Source organism: Streptomyces sp. NPDC029466 (assembly GCF_055574515.1).
Genome location: NZ_JBVHZH010000033.1, coordinates 55,915 through 74,344 on the forward strand (window position 1 = coordinate 55,915; position 18,430 = coordinate 74,344).

The 18,430-nt window shown below is 69.3% G+C and carries 17 protein-coding genes; all 17 read right to left on the reverse strand.

The annotated features are described in order from the left end of the window. Positions 1-98: 98 nt before the first annotated feature. Positions 99-1,541, reverse strand: coding sequence for a F0F1 ATP synthase subunit beta (atpD, locus tag ACZ4XD_RS24150; protein WP_398826707.1), 1,443 nt, complete (start codon positions 1,539-1,541; stop codon positions 99-101). A 5-nt stretch (positions 1,542-1,546) separates the two neighbouring features. Next, a complete protein-coding gene (locus ACZ4XD_RS24155) occupies positions 1,547-2,467 on the reverse strand; it encodes a F0F1 ATP synthase subunit gamma (RefSeq protein ID WP_468045220.1) in 921 nt (306 codons plus the stop codon). A gap of 20 nt (positions 2,468-2,487) precedes the next feature. Continuing rightward, positions 2,488-4,080: a F0F1 ATP synthase subunit alpha gene (gene atpA, locus ACZ4XD_RS24160; protein WP_398826703.1), complete on the reverse strand. Its 1,593-nt coding sequence runs from the start codon at positions 4,078-4,080 to the stop codon at positions 2,488-2,490. 214 nt (positions 4,081-4,294) lie between these two features. After that, positions 4,295-5,110 carry a F0F1 ATP synthase subunit delta gene (locus ACZ4XD_RS24165; RefSeq protein ID WP_468045222.1) on the reverse strand — a complete coding sequence of 272 codons (816 nt, stop codon included), beginning with the start codon at positions 5,108-5,110 and terminating at the stop codon, positions 4,295-4,297. After that, positions 5,107-5,673 (reverse strand): F0F1 ATP synthase subunit B, encoded by a 567-nt coding sequence (locus tag ACZ4XD_RS24170; RefSeq protein ID WP_042148755.1) that lies wholly within the window; start codon positions 5,671-5,673, stop codon positions 5,107-5,109. Before ACZ4XD_RS24170 ends, ACZ4XD_RS24165 begins: the two co-directional genes overlap by 4 nt. A gap of 38 nt (positions 5,674-5,711) precedes the next feature. Then, a complete protein-coding gene (gene atpE / locus ACZ4XD_RS24175) occupies positions 5,712-5,960 on the reverse strand; it encodes an ATP synthase F0 subunit C (protein ID WP_018087389.1) in 249 nt (82 codons plus the stop codon). A 76-nt stretch (positions 5,961-6,036) separates the two neighbouring features. After that, the gene (atpB, locus tag ACZ4XD_RS24180; protein ID WP_042148749.1) at positions 6,037-6,831 is read right to left on the reverse strand and encodes a F0F1 ATP synthase subunit A; all 795 of its coding nucleotides are present in this window, start codon (positions 6,829-6,831) and stop codon (positions 6,037-6,039) included. 279 nt (positions 6,832-7,110) lie between these two features. Then, the gene (locus ACZ4XD_RS24185; protein ID WP_042148745.1) at positions 7,111-7,548 is read right to left on the reverse strand and encodes a hypothetical protein; all 438 of its coding nucleotides are present in this window, start codon (positions 7,546-7,548) and stop codon (positions 7,111-7,113) included. Positions 7,549-7,837: 289 nt separating this feature from the next. Then, positions 7,838-9,193, reverse strand: a complete 1,356-nt coding sequence (locus ACZ4XD_RS24190; RefSeq protein ID WP_468045225.1) for an MraY family glycosyltransferase — start codon at positions 9,191-9,193, stop codon at positions 7,838-7,840. A 99-nt stretch (positions 9,194-9,292) separates the two neighbouring features. Further along, positions 9,293-10,681: a serine hydroxymethyltransferase gene (locus ACZ4XD_RS24195; RefSeq protein WP_468045227.1), complete on the reverse strand. Its 1,389-nt coding sequence runs from the start codon at positions 10,679-10,681 to the stop codon at positions 9,293-9,295. A gap of 174 nt (positions 10,682-10,855) precedes the next feature. Continuing rightward, positions 10,856-11,533: an arsenate reductase/protein-tyrosine-phosphatase family protein gene (locus ACZ4XD_RS24200; RefSeq protein WP_468045229.1), complete on the reverse strand. Its 678-nt coding sequence runs from the start codon at positions 11,531-11,533 to the stop codon at positions 10,856-10,858. Then, positions 11,530-12,177 carry an L-threonylcarbamoyladenylate synthase gene (locus ACZ4XD_RS24205; protein WP_432146428.1) on the reverse strand — a complete coding sequence of 216 codons (648 nt, stop codon included), beginning with the start codon at positions 12,175-12,177 and terminating at the stop codon, positions 11,530-11,532. The genes ACZ4XD_RS24200 and ACZ4XD_RS24205 overlap by 4 nt, the downstream gene beginning before the upstream one ends. Positions 12,178-12,247: 70 nt before the next feature. Next, the gene (gene prmC, locus ACZ4XD_RS24210) at positions 12,248-13,093 is read right to left on the reverse strand and encodes a peptide chain release factor N(5)-glutamine methyltransferase (protein WP_042148741.1); all 846 of its coding nucleotides are present in this window, start codon (positions 13,091-13,093) and stop codon (positions 12,248-12,250) included. Positions 13,094-13,172: 79 nt separating this feature from the next. Continuing rightward, positions 13,173-14,252: a peptide chain release factor 1 gene (gene prfA, locus ACZ4XD_RS24215; protein ID WP_468045232.1), complete on the reverse strand. Its 1,080-nt coding sequence runs from the start codon at positions 14,250-14,252 to the stop codon at positions 13,173-13,175. A 175-nt stretch (positions 14,253-14,427) separates the two neighbouring features. Further along, entirely contained in the window at positions 14,428-14,649 is a 222-nt protein-coding gene (rpmE, locus tag ACZ4XD_RS24220; RefSeq protein WP_042148733.1) for a 50S ribosomal protein L31, read from the reverse strand. Between the two features lie 174 nt (positions 14,650-14,823). After that, a complete protein-coding gene (locus ACZ4XD_RS24225; RefSeq protein ID WP_468045234.1) occupies positions 14,824-15,948 on the reverse strand; it encodes an LCP family protein in 1,125 nt (374 codons plus the stop codon). Between the two features lie 404 nt (positions 15,949-16,352). Further along, complete coding sequence (gene rho, locus ACZ4XD_RS24230; RefSeq protein ID WP_468045236.1) at positions 16,353-18,395, reverse strand: transcription termination factor Rho; 2,043 nt, start codon at positions 18,393-18,395, stop codon at positions 16,353-16,355. Between the last annotated feature and the right edge of the window lie 35 nt (positions 18,396-18,430).

The window sequence follows — 18,430 nt, forward strand, 5'->3', positions numbered from 1 at the left end:
TCTCCCCCCCCCCCCCTCCTCGGCCATCTTTTCCCCCCCCCCCCCTCCCCCCCCCCCCCCCCCCCCCCCCCCCCCCCCCCCCGGGACCGGTGCCGGGGTCAGGAGACGCCCAGCTCCTTGGCATTGGCCTTCAGGTCCTCGATGCCACCGCACATGAAGAACGCCTGCTCGGGGAAGTGGTCGTAGTCGCCGTCCGCGATCGCGTTGAACGCGGTGATCGACTCGTCCAGCGAGACGTCCGAGCCGTCGACACCGGTGAACTGCTTCGCCACGTGGGTGTTCTGCGACAGGAACCGCTCGATACGACGGGCGCGGTGGACGGTGAGCTTGTCCTCCTCGCCGAGCTCGTCGATACCCAGAATCGCGATGATGTCCTGGAGGTCCTTGTACTTCTGCAGGATCGTCTTGACGCGCGAGGCGCAGTCGTAGTGCTCCTGCGTGATGTAGCGGGGGTCCAGGATCCGGGACGTCGAGTCCAGCGGGTCGACCGCCGGGTAGATGCCCTTCTCCGAGATCGGACGCGACAGAACGGTCGTGGCGTCCAGGTGGGCGAAGGTGGTGGCCGGCGCCGGGTCGGTCAGGTCGTCCGCGGGGACGTAGATCGCCTGCATGGAGGTGATCGAGTGACCACGGGTCGAGGTGATGCGCTCCTGGAGGAGACCCATCTCGTCGGCCAGGTTCGGCTGGTAACCCACCGCGGAGGGCATCCGGCCGAGCAGGGTCGACACCTCGGAACCCGCCTGGGTGTACCGGAAGATGTTGTCGATGAAGAAGAGCACGTCCTGCTTCTGCACATCGCGGAAGTACTCCGCCATGGTCAGACCGGCCAGGGCGACGCGGAGACGGGTGCCCGGGGGCTCGTCCATCTGACCGAAGACCAGCGCGGTCTTGTCGATGACGCCCGAGTCCGTCATTTCCTCGATGAGGTCGTTGCCCTCACGGGTGCGCTCGCCGACACCGGCGAACACCGACACACCGTCGTGGTTGTTGGCCACGCGGTAGATCATTTCCTGGATCAGAACGGTCTTGCCGACACCGGCACCACCGAACAGACCGATCTTTCCACCCTTGACGTACGGGGTGAGCAGGTCGATGACCTTGACGCCGGTCTCGAACATCTCGGTCTTGGACTCGAGCTGGTCGAAGGTCGGAGCCTTGCGGTGGATGGCCCAGCGCTCGGTGACCTCGGACGCCGCCTCCGGCTTGTTGAGGATCTCACCGAGGGTGTTGAACACCTTGCCCTTGGTGATGTCACCGACGGGGACGGTGATCCCGGTGCCGGTGTCGGTCACCGCGGCCTGGCGGACCAGACCGTCGGTGGGCTGCATGGAGATGGCACGGACCAGGCCCTCGCCCAGGTGCTGGGCGACCTCGAGGGTGAGCGTCTTGAGCTTGCCCTCCTCGGCCGGGTCGGCGACCTCGACGGTCAGCGCGTTGTAGATGTCCGGCATCGCGTCGACGGGGAACTCCACGTCGACGACCGGGCCGATGACCCGCGCGACGCGGCCCGTAGCCGTGGCCGTTTCAACAGTGGTGGTCATAGTGGTCAGTCACTCCCCGCGGTCGCGTCGGCCAGAGCACTGGCGCCACCGACGATCTCGCTGATTTCCTGGGTGATTTCGGCCTGTCGGGCCGCGTTGGCAAGCCGCGAGAGCGACTTGATGAGCTCTTCTGCGTTGTCGGTCGCCGACTTCATCGCACGACGCGTGGCGGCGTGCTTGGAGGCGGCGGCCTGCAGAAGGGCGTTGTAGATCCGCGACTCGACATAGCGCGGAAGCAGGGCGTCGAGGACGTCCTCGGCCGACGGCTCGAAGTCGAACAGCGGAAGGATCTCGCCGGCCTTCGCCGACTCGTCCGCCTCCGCCGCCTTGTCGAGGCTCAGCGGCAGCAGCCGGTCGTCGAGCGCCGTCTGCGTCATCATCGAGATGAACTCGGTGAAGACGATGTGGAGTTCGTCCACGCCGCCCTCGGCCGTGTCCCGCTGAACGGCCTCGATCAGCGGCGCGGCGATCGCCTTGGCGTCCGCGTACGTCGGGCTGTCGGTGAAACCGGTCCACGACTCCACGACCTTGCGCTCGCGGAAGCTGTAGTACGACACACCCTTGCGCCCGACGATGTAGGCGTCGACCTCCTTGCCCTCGGCCTTGAGCCGCTCGGTGAGCTGCTCGCCGGCCTTGAGGACGTTGGAGGAGTAGCCGCCGGCCAGACCACGGTCGCTCGTGATGAGCAGCAGCGCGGCCCGCGAGGGCTGCTCCGCCTCCGTCGTCAGCGGGTGCTGGGTGTTCGAGCCCGTGGCAACCGCTGTCACCGCGCGGGTCAGTTCACTCGCGTACGGCGTCGACGCCGCCACCTGGCGCTGCGCCTTGACGACGCGCGAGGCGGCGATCATCTCCATCGCCTTGGTGATCTTCTTGGTCGCGGTGACGGAGCGGATGCGACGCTTGTAGACCCGGAGCTTGGCTCCCATGGATCAGGTCCCTTCCGTCGTCACTTGCTGGTGCCGGCCGGGGCGTCCTCGCCGAGCAGCTTGCCGTCCGAGGTCTCGAACTGCCGCTTGAAGCCGTCGACGGCCTCGGAGATCGCACCGATGGTGTCGTCGGACATCTTGCCGCCCTCGACGATGCTGGTCAGGAGGTCCTTCTTCTCCCGGTGCAGGTGGTCGAGGAGCTCCCGCTCGAAGCGGCGGATGTCCTCCACCGGGACGTCGTCCATCTTGCCGTTGGTGCCGGCCCAGATGGAGATGACCTGGTCCTCGGTGGAGTACGGGGCGTACTGACCCTGCTTGAGCAGCTCGGTCATCCGCTTACCGCGCTCCAGCTGCGCCTTGGAGGCCGCGTCCAGGTCGGAACCGAAGGCGGCGAACGCCTCCAGCTCGCGGTACTGGGCGAGGTCCACGCGGAGCCGGCCGGAGACCTGCTTCATGGCCTTGTGCTGGGCCGAGCCACCGACACGGGAGACGGAGATACCGACGTTCAGCGCCGGGCGCTGGCCCGCGTTGAACAGGTCCGACTCCAGGAAGCACTGGCCGTCGGTGATGGAGATGACGTTGGTCGGAATGAACGCCGACACGTCGTTCGCCTTGGTCTCGACGATCGGGAGGCCGGTCATCGAGCCGGCGCCCATGTCGTCGGAGAGCTTGGCGCAGCGCTCCAGCAGACGCGAGTGCAGGTAGAAGACGTCGCCCGGGTAGGCCTCACGGCCCGGCGGACGGCGCAGCAGCAGGGACACGGCGCGGTAGGCGTCGGCCTGCTTCGAAAGGTCGTCGAAGATGATCAGGACGTGCTTGCCCTGGTACATCCAGTGCTGGCCGATGGCCGAGCCGGTGTAGGGCGCGAGGTACTTGAAGCCCGCCGGGTCGGACGCCGGGGCGGCGACGATGGTGGTGTACTCCAGGGCGCCGGCCTCCTCCAGCGCACCGCGCACGGACGCGATGGTGGAGCCCTTCTGGCCGATGGCGACGTAGATGCAGCGGACCTGCTTCTTCGGGTCGCCCGAGCGCCAGTTGTCGCGCTGGTTGATGATCGTGTCGACGGCCAGGGCGGTCTTGCCGGTCTGGCGGTCACCAATGATCAGCTGACGCTGGCCACGGCCGATCGGCACCATGGAGTCGACGGCCTTGTAGCCGGTCTCCATGGGCTCGTGGACCGACTTACGGACCATGACGCCCGGGGCCTGAAGCTCCAGGGCGCGGCGGCCCTCGGACTCGATCTCGCCGAGGCCGTCGATCGGGTTGCCCAGCGGGTCGACGACGCGGCCGAGGTAGCCCTCGCCCACGGCGACCGAGAGCACCTCACCGGTGCGCTGCACCGGCTGGCCCTCCTCGATGCCGCTGAACTCACCGAGGACCACCGCACCGATCTCGCGCTCTTCCAGGTTCAGCGCAAGACCGAGCGTGCCGTCCTCGAACTTCAGCAGCTCGTTCGCCATCGCCGAGGGAAGGCCCTCGACCTTCGCGATGCCGTCTCCGGCCTCGCTTACCGTGCCGACCTCCTCGCGCGAGGCCGCGTCCGGCTTGTACGCCTGGACGAAGTTCTCCAGCGCGTCCCGGATCTCCTCCGGCCGGATCGTGAGCTCCGCCATCTGGGTTCCCTGCTCTCCTTGTTGGGCCCGAAGTTACTTGCGGGTGTCTGGGGGGCTGTCCCCCAGGGGGTTTCCGCTTACGGCCCAACTCGGGCCGCCGTCATGCTTGTGCTGGTCCCCGGGGCTTCTTCCGGACCGCAGCCGGACCTCGTGGTCCGGCCGGCTGGTCCGGCGCCTGGCCGCCGGTTGTGCAGCTCTTGAGTTGGTGGCTGGGTCAGCCGGCCATCCGCCGGCCCGCCTCGTCGAGGCGCTCCGCGATGGTCCCGTTGATGACCTCGTCGCCGATCCGGACCTGGACTCCGCCGAGGACCTCGGGGTCCACGTCGAGGTTCAGGTGGACCTGCCGTCCGTACAGCTGCGTCAGGGAAGCACCCAGGCGCTGCCGCTGCCCTTCACTGAGGGGCACCGCGGAGGTGACCACCGCGACCATGCGGTCCCGGCGGCTCGCCGCCAGCTTGGAGAGGGCGTCGAGCCCCGCTTCCAGGCTACGGCCCCGCGGCTGTACGACAAGACGGATCACGATGCGCTCGGTGACCGGGTTGGCCCGGCCGCCCAGCAGCGCATTGAGCAGCTCCGTCTTGGCCGCGACCGTGGCGTTCCGGTCGGTCAGCGCACCGCGCAGCTCGCCGTTGGAGCTGACGATCCGGCCGAACCGGAAGAGCTCGTCCTCGACGTCGTCGAGCTGGCCGGCCCGCTGCGCGGCGACCAGGTCGGCGCTGTAGGCCAGCTCCTCGAGCGCGTCGGTCAGGTCACGCGAACCCGACCAGCGGGCGCGGACCATGCCGGACACCAGGTCGGCGGTCGGGCCGCCCACCTTGCCGCCCAGCAGTCGTCCGGCCAGTTCGGCGCGCGCCTCGGCGGCCTGCGCCGGGTCGGTCAGGACCCGACGCAGCGACACCTCGCGGTCGAGCAGAGCGGTGACGGCAGCCAGCTCCGCGGCGAGCTTCGCGGCGTCGACGGAGGTGTTGTCCGCCAGCGCGTTGAACTGCTCACGTGCGGAGGCGAGTGCCTCGCGGCTCGCTCCGTTCATCGTCCGGCCTCAGCCTTCGTCGCGTCCGAAGCCGCCTTGGCCTCGACGTCGTCGAGGAAGCGGTCGATGGTCCGGCTCTGCCGGGCGTGGTCCTCGAGGGACTCCCCGACGAGCTTGCCGGCCAGGTCGACGGCGAGCTTGCCCACGTCCTGGCGCAGCGCCTGCGCGGCCTGCTTCCGGTCCGCCTCGATCTGGGCGTGACCGGCAGCGATGATCTCCTCACGCTGCCGCTGGCCCTCGGCGCGCATCTCAGCGATGAGCGTCGCGCCCTGCTCCTGCGCCTCCTGGCGCAGACGCGCGGCCTCGTGGCGGGCGTCGGCGAGCTGTGCCCGGTAGTCCGCGAGCACCTGCTGGGCCTCGGCCTGAGTCGCCTCGGCTTCGTCAATGCGGCCTTCGATGAGCGACCGGCGCTCTTCCAGAACCTTGTTGATGTTCGGGAGAAGCTTCTTGGCCAGGAAGCCGAAGACGATGAAGAAAGCGACCAGGCCGATGACCAGCTCTGGAATCGGCGGGATCAGGGGGTTCTCAGGAACCTCCGCCGCCATGTTCACCAGGGCGTTCACATCAGTGCCTTCCGTCTGTCGGTGATTGCAGCAGTCCGTCAGGCCTTGAAGAGGAAGCCCATGACGATGCCGATCAGGGCGAGCGCCTCACAGAAGGCGAAACCCATGATCTGGTTGGTGCGGATCAGGCCGGCAGCCTCGGGCTGGCGGGCCAGGGCCTGGGTGCCGTTACCGAAGATGATGCCGACGCCGACGCCGGGGCCGATCGCGGCGAGGCCGTAACCGATCGAGCCGAGGTTGCCGGTGACGCCGGCGGCGAGGTTGACAGTCTCGAGAGCAGCGGACATGCCGTTACTTCCTTCTCTTTCACGGACCGGTGGGGGTTGGCCACCGGGCGTCTATCGGGGTTGGGAAAGCGGGGGCTCAGTGGTGCTCGGCGAGCGCGCCCTGGAGGTAGTTCGCGGTCAGGAGCACGAAGACGTACGCCTGCACGGCCTGGATGAACAGCTCGAACGCGGTCAGCAGGATGGTCATGATGAACGAGGCGCCGGCGTAGACCACACCGAAGCCGTTCAGCAGGTACCAGGTGGCGATCGTGAACATCAGCAGCAGGAGGTGACCCGCGAACATGTTCGCGAAGAGCCGGACCGCGTGCGTGAACGGCCGGATGATCAGGTTCGAGAGGAGCTCGATGACGATCAGCATCGGCAGGACCGCACCGAGCGACTTGTCGTAGCCGCTGAAGTTCTTCAGCGCGCCGACGAACCCGTGCCTCTTGAAGGTCAGGGTGACCCACGTGATGTAGACGATCGCGGCGAGACCGGCCGGGAAGGCGATGATCGACGTCACCGGGAACTGGGCGATCGGGATGATCGACCAGAGGTTCATGATCCAGACGAAGAAGAACAGCGAGACCATGAAGGGGACGTACTTCTCGCCCTCCTTCTTCCCGAGGGCGTCATAGACGATCCCGCGACGGACGAAGTCATAGCCCGCTTCGCCGATCATCTGTAGCTTGCCCGGGACCACCTTGGCCTTACCGAACGCCGCCCAGAAGAACCACACGACCACGACGGTGCTGAGCAGTGCCAGCAGCATGACCTTGTTGAACTCGAAGCCGTTGATGGTGAACAGCGGCTGGAAGACGAACGAATGAAGCCCGGGAGCAGGGAAGCCGCACCCGGAAAAGATGTGGCAGTCGGTCTCGAAGGCGAGCATCGTTTCAGCACTCACCGCGAGCTCCTTCAGCGTGGCGCATGGGTACGGCAACCTCGTTGTGTCGGCGCGGCGTTGAGCCACGGAGCGGCACTGGACTGGTCTTACGGATTTGGGGGCGGCTGGCGGGCGCTGGGCCCGGCCACATCACAGGCATCGGCCGCGAGAACTGCCCGTTCCATCGAGTGGAACCCGGGAGCTCAGCCGCCTGCGCCAACTGTGCCGCAGTTGGAACCGGACGATAGCAGGCCCGCAAGTGGGCTTTTATCTCGGCCCTACGTGTCACGTCGGCGACCCCGCCGTCTCCGCCTTCTTCGTCCCGGCGGAGTCGGGTTCCACGTACAGAATCTTCGCCTTCATATGACCGCGGGTCTGTGCCGCGATCCACACGAGGGTGGCGCCGAGCAAGGTGAACGCAAAAGCCTTGGTATCGAAGAACGTGGTGTCCTTGAACGCGATCAGGAAGACCGCCACGAACAGGATCTGCACGGTGTACAGCAGCAGGCCCATCATCTGGAACAGCTGCGGGTGGTTCTTCGCGGTCTTTTGCAGGACGACGAGGCCGGCCCCCATCACGAGCAGCACCAGCACGGTGCCGATGACGGCGCCGAGCGCTCCCGTCACACCTGCGACCGCACCGCTCACGGCAACGGCGACAGCGCCGATGGCGAGGGTGGGCACAACGGCGTGAAGGAGTAGTCGGGCGTCATTCGACTGCATGGCGGCGCTCCGGCAAAAGATGTGGGGTGTGTCGTCATGGACGAGCGTAGACCCGGCCTGAGGCGGAACCTGCGGCCCAAGGACAGTCGCACTACGGCCCTTCGGCTCTGTCGCCGGGTTTCGTGAACGGTATCACAAACTATTTGATGAGGTCTTTACCTGGTTCGTGTGGACCCTGTCACACCTGAGCGTGAACGTGCGCGTTGGTGCACTGACGGGCCGCCTTATGTCTGGTATGGAGTCAACCGTCCCGATTCTTGAGGCACGTTCGGGCGATCGAACCTCTGGATCAGCGGTGACTGTCCGCCTTCCGGCGGCCCACGAAGCGTGAGCGGTCCCCGATCGCGGTGGCGCCGTGGAGGCCGGCCGGGACCGGCTCCCGCTCCTCCTCCGGCTCGGCGGCGCCGGCGTCGTCCATGGCCACGCCGGCCGCGTCCGTCGTCGCGGCCGGTGCCGCGACGGAGGCGACCCGGCGGTAGCGCGGCGGCACCATCCACTCCGCCCAGAGCGGCGCCCGCGGCGTGAAGCGCGGCAGCAGGAGCAGCACCAGACCCACCGCGCTCAGCAGCACGATGCCCAGCACGATCCACATGCTGGCGTTGTTCGCGGAGTAGGCGACCGCGCCGAAGGCGATCAGCGCCGACCAGAAGTACATGATCAGGACGGCCCGGCTGTGCGAGTGGCCGATCTCCAGCAGCCGGTGGTGCAGATGGCCGCGGTCGGCGGCGAACGGCGACTGGCCCTTCCACGTACGGCGCACGATCGCCAGGATCAGGTCGGCGACCGGCACCGCGATGATCGTCAGCGGCAGCAGCAGCGGGATGTAGACCGGCACCATCGCGTGGGTCGCCTCACGCAGACCGCCCGCCTTGACGTTGAGCAGGTCCGGGTCGACCTGGCCGGTCACCGAGACCGCGCCCGCGGCCATGACCAGGCCGATCAGCATCGATCCCGAGTCGCCCATGAAGATCCGCGCCGGGTGCATGTTGTGCGGCAGGAAGCCGAGGCACATGCCCATGAGAACGACCGAGAACAGCGTTGCGGGCGCGGCCGCCTCGATGCCGTAGCCGAACCACATCCGGTACGCGTACATGAAGAACGCCGCGGCCGCGATGCACACCATGCCGGAGGCGAGACCGTCCAGGCCGTCGACGAAATTCACCGCGTTGATGGTGATCACGACGAGGGCGACGGTCAGCAGGGTGCCCTGCATCGGGGTGAGGGAGACCGTGCCGACACCGGGGATCGGGATCCAGAGGATCGTCAGGCCCTGAAGGACCATCACGCCCGCGGCGATCATCTGGCCGCCGAGCTTGACCAGCGCGTCCACGCCCCACTTGTCGTCCAGGACGCCGAGAATCCAGATCAGCGCGGCACCGGAGAGCAGCGCCCGGGGCTCGTTGGAGTTCTCGAAGACGGTCTTGAGGTTGGTCAGATGCGAGGCGACCAGCAGACCGGCGCAGAGCCCGCCGAACATCGCGATGCCGCCGAGTCGTGGCGTCGGCTCGCGGTGCACATCACGCGCGCGGATCTCCGGCATCGCCCCGGCCGCGATCGCGAACTTCCGCACCGGGCCGGTCAGCAGGTAGGTCACCGCGGCCGTGACGCACAGCGTCAGCAGGTATTCACGCACGGGCTGCCCCATTGGTATAGCTGGCCATCACAGCCCCACACCCTATGCGTGTCCGCCCCCTGGCCGTGAATACAGGAAAAGACGCCGGGCGTCAGCGGATGGTTCCCGCCGTCATCCGTGATCGGGATAAGGCGGGAAACCGTGGACCAAAGCGACGGTGCGGGAGCGGACCGCGCCGTCCTCCTCCAGCGCCGCCACGATCAGCTCGGCGACCGCCTTCATCTCGGTCTCGCCCATGCCCTGGGTCGTCACCGCGGCGGTTCCCAGCCGGATGCCGGTCCGGCGCGTCGCGAGCACGCCGGGGGGCTCGGCGCACGGCAGCGCGCAGGTGTCCAGCACGATACCGGCGGCGGCCAGCCGGCCCCGGGCGGTGCGCGCGTCCAGGCCCAGCGGGGCGGTATCGGCGGTGATCAGATGGGTGTCGGTACCGCCGGTGGTGATCGTCAGACCGTGTCCGGAGAGCGCCTCGGCGAGCGCGCGGGCATTGGCCGTGACCTGATGGGCATACGCGCCGAAGGCGGGCGTGGCGGCCTCCGCGAAGGCCACGGCCTTGGCGGCGACGGCGTTCATCTGGGCGCCCCCTTGGGTGAAGGGGAACACCGCGCGGTCGATCCGTTCGGCCAGCTTCGTGCCGCACAGGATCAGCCCGCCGCGCGGCCCGCGCAGGACCTTGTGTGTGGTTCCGCACACCACATGGGCGTACGGGACGGGGCTGGGTGCCGCTCCCCCGGCGATCAGCCCCAGGGGGTGAGCGACATCCGCGATCAGATAGGCGCCGGTCTCGTCGGCGATGTCACGGAAGGCGGCGTAGTCGAGGTGCCGGGGGTAGGAGATGGAGCCACAGACGATGGCCTTGGGCCGGCGGGCGCGGGCCAGCTCGCGGATCGCGTCGTAGTCGAGCAGGCCGGTCTCCTCGTCGACGCCGTAGCCGACGAAGTCGAACCAGCGGCCGGAGAAGTTGGCCGGTGATCCGTGGGTGAGGTGGCCGCCGTGCGGGAGGGACATGGCCAGGACGGTGTCTCCGGGGCGCAGCAGGGCGGCGTAGGCGGCCAGAACGGCCGAAGACCCGGAGTGGGCCTGGACGTTGGCGTGTTCGGCTCCGAAGAGGGCCTTGGCGCGTTCCACCGCGATCCGCTCGGCGAGGTCGACGATCTCGCAGCCGCCGTGGTGCCGGGCCCCCGGATAGCCCTCGGCGTATTTGTTGCCCAGGGGGGACCCGAGGGCGGCGAGGACGGCCGGCGAGGTGAAGTTCTCCGCGGCGATCAGCTGGAGTCCGTCGCTCTGCCGGGCGCTCTCCCCGAGCAGTACGCCGGCGATCTCCGGGTCCTGGCGCAGCAGGGCGGCGAAGTCCGGGGAGCCGGCCGGCCGGGTCCCGGCCTCACGGGCGGCCCGCGCCCGGTCCTCGACGGTCTCGTCCGGACCGGCGCCGGCAGCGGGCGCGGTGGCCGGGGAACGGGTGTCCGGGGTCTCGCTACGGGGTGACGCGGTGGTGGCAGGCATCGCTTGCTCCGGGCCTCGTACGGGGACGTAGTCCCAATGTAGGCGCGGCGGGGCGATCGGGCGCGGTGTGCGGGCCGCTCGGGGGCCCGCAGGCCACCCCGGGACCCGGACCGCTCGGCACGGGCTCCGGGGCCTGTCCGGCGGGACAGCGCGCCCGGTCCCGCGCCGGGACGTCTAGGCGCGCGCCGGGAGCCCGGTGAGGGCGGTGACGACCGGGTCGAGCGCCTGGTTGATCTCGTCGCCGATGGAGCGGAAGAAGGTGATGGGGGCGCCGTAGGGGTCGTAGACCTCGTCGGACTCCGGGTTGGGCGCCAGCAGCCAGCCGCGCAGCGCCGCGGCGGCGCCGACCAGCGCACGGGCGCGCTCGACCAGCCCGCCGTCCGGCAGGTCCGGATCGGGCTCGGGCAGCGTGGCCGGGTCTATGGCCCGCACCAGCCGGTTGAACTCCTTCAGCGTGAAGGTGCGCAGCCCCGCCGAATGGCCCATCGAGATGACCTGGGCGCGGTGGTCGCGGGTGGCGGTGAGCACCAGGTCGGCGCGGATGACGTGCTCGTCGAGCAGCTCACGGCCGAGGAAGCCGGCCGGGTCGGCGCCGTAGTCGGTGAGCACCGTGGCGGCGTGCGTCTCCATCGGGGCGCCCTCGTGGCCCCAGGTTCCGGCGCTCTCCACGAGCAGCCCGCCACTGCGGGCCGTACCGAGCCGCAGTTCCAGGGCATGGCGGTGCAGCCGCTCGGTGATCGGCGAGCGGCAGACGTTGCCGGTGCTGACGTGGAGGATCCGAAAAGGGGAGGAAGGGGGTACCGGAGTGTCGCCGCCTGGTCCCGCTATGCCACGCCCCAGGGGCGCCATCAATTGGCCACCTCGAGCTCGGGTACCACCTTGCGCAGCTCTTCCGCGCTGATCGCGCCCTCGCGCAGCAGCACCGGGATCCTGCCGGTGACATCGACGATCGAGGACGGTACGGCGGCGGGCGTGGGGCCGCCGTCCAGATAGACGGAGACCGAGTCGCCCAGCATCTCCTGTGCGGCGTCGCAGTCCTGCGGGGACGGGTGGCCGGTGAGGTTGGCGCTGGAGACGGCCATCGGACCGAAGTCGGTGAGCAGCTCGATCGCGACGGGGTGCAGCGGCATCCGTACGGCGACCGTGCCGCGGGTCTCGCCCAGGTCCCAGGTCAGCGACGGCTGGTGCTTGGCGACGAGGGTGAGCGCGCCGGGCCAGAAGGCGTCGACCAGCTCCCAGGCCTGCTCGGAGAAGTCGGTGACCAGGCCGTGCAGGGTGTTGGGGGACCCGACGAGGACCGGGGAGGGCATACCGCGGCCGCGGCCCTTGGCCTCCAGCAGGTCGCCGACGGCCTCGGCGCTGAAGGCGTCCGCGCCGATGCCGTAGACGGTGTCGGTCGGCAGCACGACCAGCTCACCGCGGCGGACGGCCGAGGCGGCCTCGCGCAGACCGGTGGTGCGGTCGGTCGCGTCGCTGCAGTCGTATCGCCGTGCCATTACGGGACCTCCTCGTGCGAAACGAATACTTCGGATGCATCGGCTGCATCAGGCGCCGAAGCGGGCCACGTCATGGCGTCGCCCGGCGCGCGGTGGCGAAACGGGGCCTGTTGTTGAGGTCCGGGTGATCGGCCGCATCGGCCCAGCCCCGCTCCTCGGTGAAGATCCACGGCACCTGCCCGCCCTGGGTGTCGGCATGCTCGATGACGACCACGCCGCCGGGGCGCAGCAGGCGGTGTGCGGTCCGCTCGATGCCCCGGATGGTGTCCAGGCCGTCCTGGCCCGAGAACAGCGCGAGCTCGGGGTCGTGGTCGCGGGCCTCGGGTGCGACGTACTCCCACTCGGTCAGCGGGATGTACGGCGGGTTGGAGACGACCAGGTCGACCTGCCCGTCCAGTTCGGGAAGCGCGGTCAGCGCGTCGCCGTGATGGAGAACGACGCGGGACCCCTCGACGTTCTTGCGGGCGTAGTCCAGGGCCTCTTCGGACAGCTCCACGGCGTGTACCCGCGAGCGGGGCACCTCCTGCGCCAGGGCGAGGGCGATCGCCCCCGAGCCGGTGCACAGGTCGACGATCAGCGGTTCGACCACGTCCATGGCCCGCACGGCGTCTATCGCCCAGCCGACCACCGATTCGGTCTCCGGGCGGGGGACGAACACCCCCGGCCCGACGGCGAGTTCGAGGTAGCGGAAGAACGCCCGTCCGGTGATGTGCTGGAGCGGCTCACGGGCCTCGCGGCGGGCGACGGCCTCCCAGTAGCGGGCGTCGAAGTCCGCGTCCTTGACGTGGTGCAGCTCCCCCCGTTTGACGCCGTGCACGAACGCGGCGAGTTCCTCGGCGTCGAAGCGCGGCGAGGGCACACCGGCGTCGGCCAGCCGCTGGGTGGCCTGGGCCACCTCGGCGAGCAGAAGGTTCACGGGGCCTTCCTCCTAGTGCGCTGCGTCTTCATGTGCGGGTTCGCCGTCGACCGGCCGGGGCGTACCGGGTCGTGCGGGCTTACTGGGCGGCGGCGAGCTTGGCGGCCGAGTCGGCGTCGACACACGCCTGGATGACCGGGTCGAGCTCGCCGTCGAGCACCTGGTCCAAGTTGTACGCCTTGAAGCCGACCCGGTGGTCCGAGATGCGGTTTTCCGGGAAGTTGTACGTCCGGATGCGCTCGGAGCGGTCGACCGTGCGGACCTGGCTGCGCCGGGCGTCCGACGCCTCCCGCTCGGCCTCTTCCTGGGCGGCGGCCAGCAGCCGGGAGCGCAGGATGCGCAGCGCCTGCTCCTTGTTCTGGAGCTGGCTCTTCTCGTTCTGGCAGGAGACGACGATGCCGGTGGGCAGGTGCGTGATGCGCACCGCGGAGTCGGTGGTGTTGACCGACTGGCCGCCGGGGCCGGAGGAGCGGTAGACGTCGATCCGCAGGTCGTTGGGGCCGATCTCGACCTCGACCTCCTCGGCCTCGGGCGTGACCAGCACACCGGCCGCTGAGGTGTGGATACGGCCCTGCGACTCGGTGGCGGGCACCCGCTGGACACGGTGCACCCCGCCCTCGTACTTCAGCCGCGCCCAGACGCCCTGTCCGGGCTCGGTGGCGCCGCCCCCGCCCTTGGTCTTCACGGCGACCTGGACGTCCTTGTAGCCGCCGAGGTCGGACTCGTTGGCCTCCAGGATCTCGGTCTTCCAGCCGGCCCGCTCGGCGTAGCGCAGATACATCCGCAGCAGGTCGCCGGCGAACAGCGCGGACTCCTCGCCGCCCTCACCGGCCTTGACCTCAAGGATGACGTCCTTGTCGTCGCTGGGGTCGCGCGGGACGAGCAGCAGCCGCAGCTTCTCGGTCAGCACCTCGCGCCGGGCGTCGAGCTCCTTGACCTCGTCGGCGAAGTCCGGGTCGTCCGCGGCGAGTTCGCGCGCGGTCTCGATGTCCTCGCCGGTCTGCTTCCAGTCGCGGTACGTCGCGGTGATCGGGGTCAGCTCGGCATAGCGCTTGTTGAGCCGCATGGCCTCACGCTGGTCGGCGTGGACCGCGGGGTCGGCCAGCCGCTTCTCGAGATCGGCGTGCTCGCCGATCAGTTCTTCGACCGCCTCGAACATCGTGGAGTTCCTCTACTGGCTGCTGTGATGACCGGAGTACCGGGGCGCCGGCCCGTCGGGGGTGCTGCGCCGCGGGCCCCGGGACCCCCGTACGGGAGCCAAGGGCCAGGACGACAAAACGCCGGTCCGGTCACCCCTGAGCAGGGGCGACCGGGAACCGGCGCCTTGAGGGTCGCTACTTCTTGGCAGCGGCGGCCTTGCCGAAGCGGGCCTCGAAGCGGGCCACGCGGCCGCCCGTGTCCATGATCTTCTGCTTGCCGGTGTAGAACGGGTGGCACTCGGAGCAGATGTCGGCGCGGACCGTGCCGCTGGCGACCGTGCTACGGGTGGTGAAGGACGCGCCACAGGTGCAGCTGACCTGGGTCTCGACGTACTCCGGGTGGATGTCGCGCTTCAAGGGATTCTCCTAGGTTCGGGAGTGCACCGGGTCGTGTCGCGGGTTGCGTCACGTGAACCGGGGCCGACGGTCCAGTCTGCCAGGACTAGCCGTATCTCCCAAAACCGGGGTGCGGCCGCAACTATTCCCCGTGCGGTTCCGGGGCCGCCGGGCCCCGGAACCACAGGACATCGGCTACTTCACGTAGTTGTCCGTGCCGCCCTTGTCACCGGCCGAGCCCTTGATCGCGGACTTGGGGATCTCCTTGTCCTGCCGGAGCGCGTCCCAGACCTGGCGGCTCTGCTTGGTCAGCGGCAGCACCCGGTCGGGGTCCTGCGGGTCGTAGGTCACCGGCATCGTCACCATGTCGATGTTCTCCGCACCGATGTTGCCCAGGCTCTTGGCCAGCCCGGTCAGTTCACTGACCGAATTGAGGTCGGTGTCGGTGGTGATGGCCTTGGTGGCCGTGTCGGCGATGTCGTAGAGCTTGGTGGGGTTGGTGAGCAGCCCGATGTTCTTGACCTGCTTCAGCAGGGCCTTGATGAAGGTCTGCTGGAGCTGGATGCGGCCGAGGTCGCTGCCGTCGCCGCCGGGGACGCCGTGCCGGGTCCGTACGAGGCCGAGGGCGTGCTCACCGTCCAGCGTGTGGGTGCCGGGCTTCAGATGCAGATGGCTGCTGTTGTCGTCGATCGCCTTGCTGGTGGTGATCTCCACCCCGCCCAGCGCGTCGATGAGCTTCTTGAAGCCGGTGAAGTCGACCTCGACGAAGTGGTCCATCCGGATGCCGCTGATCGATTCGACGGTCTTCACGGCGCAGGCCGGGCCGCCGACCTCGAACGCGGTGTTGAACATCGCCCGGTTCGCTCCGGGGACGTCCTTGCCGTCCTTGGAGCAGTCGGGGCGCTTGATCATGGTGTCCCGGGGGACGCTGACCACACTGGCCTTCTTACGGCCCTTGTAGACGTGCACGATCATCGCCGTGTCGGAACGCGCGGCGCCCTCGTCCCTGCCGTACTCATTGTTCTTGCCGGCGCGGGAGTCGGAGCCCATCACGAGGATGTCCATCGACCCGTCGTCGACGTTCTTCGGCCGGTCGTGTCCGAGGGCGGCGTTGATGTCGACGCCCTTCAGATTGCCGTTGAGCTTGAAGTAGACGTAGCCGAGTCCGGCACCACCGAGCAGCACCACACTGGTCAACGCGCACACCGTGATGGTCGCTACTCGGCGGCGTCGGGTCGGCCCCTTGCGCCGGCGCCCCTTGGGACGTATGGAGCGGCCACGGGTTTCGGCCGTCTTCGCGCTCCCGCTGCTGTCCGCCATCTGCTCCTCAGTCCTCGTTCGCTCGGCTGCCCCTCGCCGCCGCCGTGCGGAGTGCTGCCACGGCCTTTTGCTCCTTGTCAGACGGGAGGTCGACGGGAAGGGTTGCACAGCGGGTCATGAGCGCTTTCTTAGAAATCCGCGGCGGCCGGGCGGACGGCCCCGGGACCTTCGCCTTCCCGACCTGGGCTTTCCGTCCCTTTTCCGCCATGGCTGGAACCGTGTGGGTTCCCACGGATCTGTGCGGAAGGTCTCAAGCGCGCCCTTGCGGGAGTCCTCGGTGTGCGGCTCAGGTCACAGATCACCGTCCGCGGCCCGTGCCGTACGGGCCGCCCAGCACGAAGCCCCCCTCACCCGTGAGGGCGAGGGGGGCTCGGTGTACGGCGCCAGGACGCGCCCGGCGGGCGTCAGTCGTTGCCGTTGCCCGCGGTCGGCGTCGTCTTCTGGATCTGGAGCAGGAACTCCGCGTTGGACTTCGTCTGCTTCATCTTGTCCAGCAGCAGCTCGATGGCCTGCTGCTGGTCCAGGGCGTGCAGCACCCGGCGCAGCTTCCACACGATGGCGAGCTCGTCGCTGCCCATGAGGATCTCTTCCTTACGGGTGCTGGACGCGTCCACGTCCACCGCCGGGAAGATGCGCTTGTCCGAGAGCTTGCGGTCGAGCTTGAGCTCCAGGTTGCCGGTGCCCTTGAACTCCTCGAAGATCACCTCGTCCATCCGCGAGCCGGTCTCGACCAGCGCGGTGGCCAGGATGGTCAGCGAGCCGCCGTCCTCGATGTTGCGCGCCGCACCGAAGAAGCGCTTCGGCGGGTAGAGCGCGGTCGAGTCGACACCACCGGACAGGATGCGGCCCGAGGCCGGGGCGGCGAGGTTGTACGCACGGCCCAGACGGGTGATCGAGTCCAGCAGGACGACCACGTCGTGACCCAGCTCGACGAGGCGCTTGGCGCGCTCGATGGCCAGCTCGGCGACGGTGGTGTGGTCCTCGGCCGGGCGGTCGAAGGTCGAGGAGATGACCTCGCCCTTCACCGACCGCTGCATGTCGGTGACCTCTTCCGGACGCTCGTCGACGAGGACGACCATCAGGTGGCACTCGGGGTTGTTGCGGGTGATCGAGTTGGCGATCGCCTGCATGATCATGGTCTTGCCGGTCTTCGGCGGGGCCACGATCAGCCCTCGCTGGCCCTTGCCGATCGGCGTGACCAGGTCGATGATCCGGGTCGTCAGACCGCCCGACTCACCCTCCAGGCGCAGTCGCTCCTGCGGGTACAGCGGCGTCAGCTTGCCGAACTCCGGCCGTCCGCGGCCCTGTTCGGGCGCCACGCTGTTGACCGTGTCGAGGCGGACCAGCGCGTTGAACTTCTCGCGCCGCTCGCCGTCCTTGGGCTGGCGGACCGCGCCGGTGACGTGGTCACCCTTGCGCAGACCGTTCTTACGGACCTGGGCGAGCGAGACGTAGACGTCGTTCGGACCGGGCAGGTAGCCGGAGGTCCGGATGAACGCGTAGTTGTCGAGGATGTCGAGGATGCCCGCGACGGGGATCAGGACATCGTCCTCGGACACCTGCGGCTCGTTGCCGAAGTCCTCACGGCCGCCGCGACGGCCCCGGCGGTCGCGGTAGCGGCCGCGACGGCCCCGGCGGCCGCCCTCGAAGTCGTCGTCGTCATCGGTACGGCGGTCGCCGCGGTCCCGCTGACGCTGGCCGCCCTGACCGCCCTGGCCGCCGCCGTCGCCGGCGTCGCCCTTGCGGCGGTCACGCTGGCGCTGGCCACGGTCACCGCGGTCGCCACGGTCACCCTTCTGGCCGCGGTCCTGACGGTCGCCGCGGTCCTGGCGCTCGCCGCCCTTGCCGGGCCGGCCCTCGCCGGTCTCCTGCGGGGAGACCGCGGTGTCGGTCTTGGCCTCCGCCTTGACCTCGGTCTTCGCCTCGACCTTGGTGTCGGTCTTGAGGTCGCCCGAGGCGGCCTCGGGGCTGCCCGCGGCGGAGGTGGCGCGACGCCGGCGGCGCTCGCCGGCCGGCTGCTCGTCGCTGACCGGCTGGCCGGGGATGTCGATCTGCTGCTGGGCCTGGTCCGCGGCCTTGTCGCCCTTGGCGGACTTGGCGGCCTTGCCGGCGGCCTGCTCCGCGCCGTCGTCGCCGGTGCGGGCCTTGGAGGTCGTCCGGCGCTTGGGCTTGGTCTCGGTGTCGGCAGGCGCGTCGGCCTTGGCGGAGCCTGAGCCTCCGGCCTGCTTTTCCTTGATGACCTCGATCAGCTGGCTCTTGCGCATCCGCGCGGTGCCCTTGATACCGAGGCCTGAGGCGACCTGCTGAAGCTCCGCCAGGACCATGCCGTCAAGGCCGGTGCCGGAACGGCGGCGCCGCGTGGTAGCAGGCGCGGCGGGAGCGTCCGTGGCGGGCGCGGTGGCACTGCCATCGGTGCGCGCGCCCATCAGATCGGTGGTGTCGCTCACGAAGGGTCCTTCCCTGGAGCGGGCGTCGGCCTGTC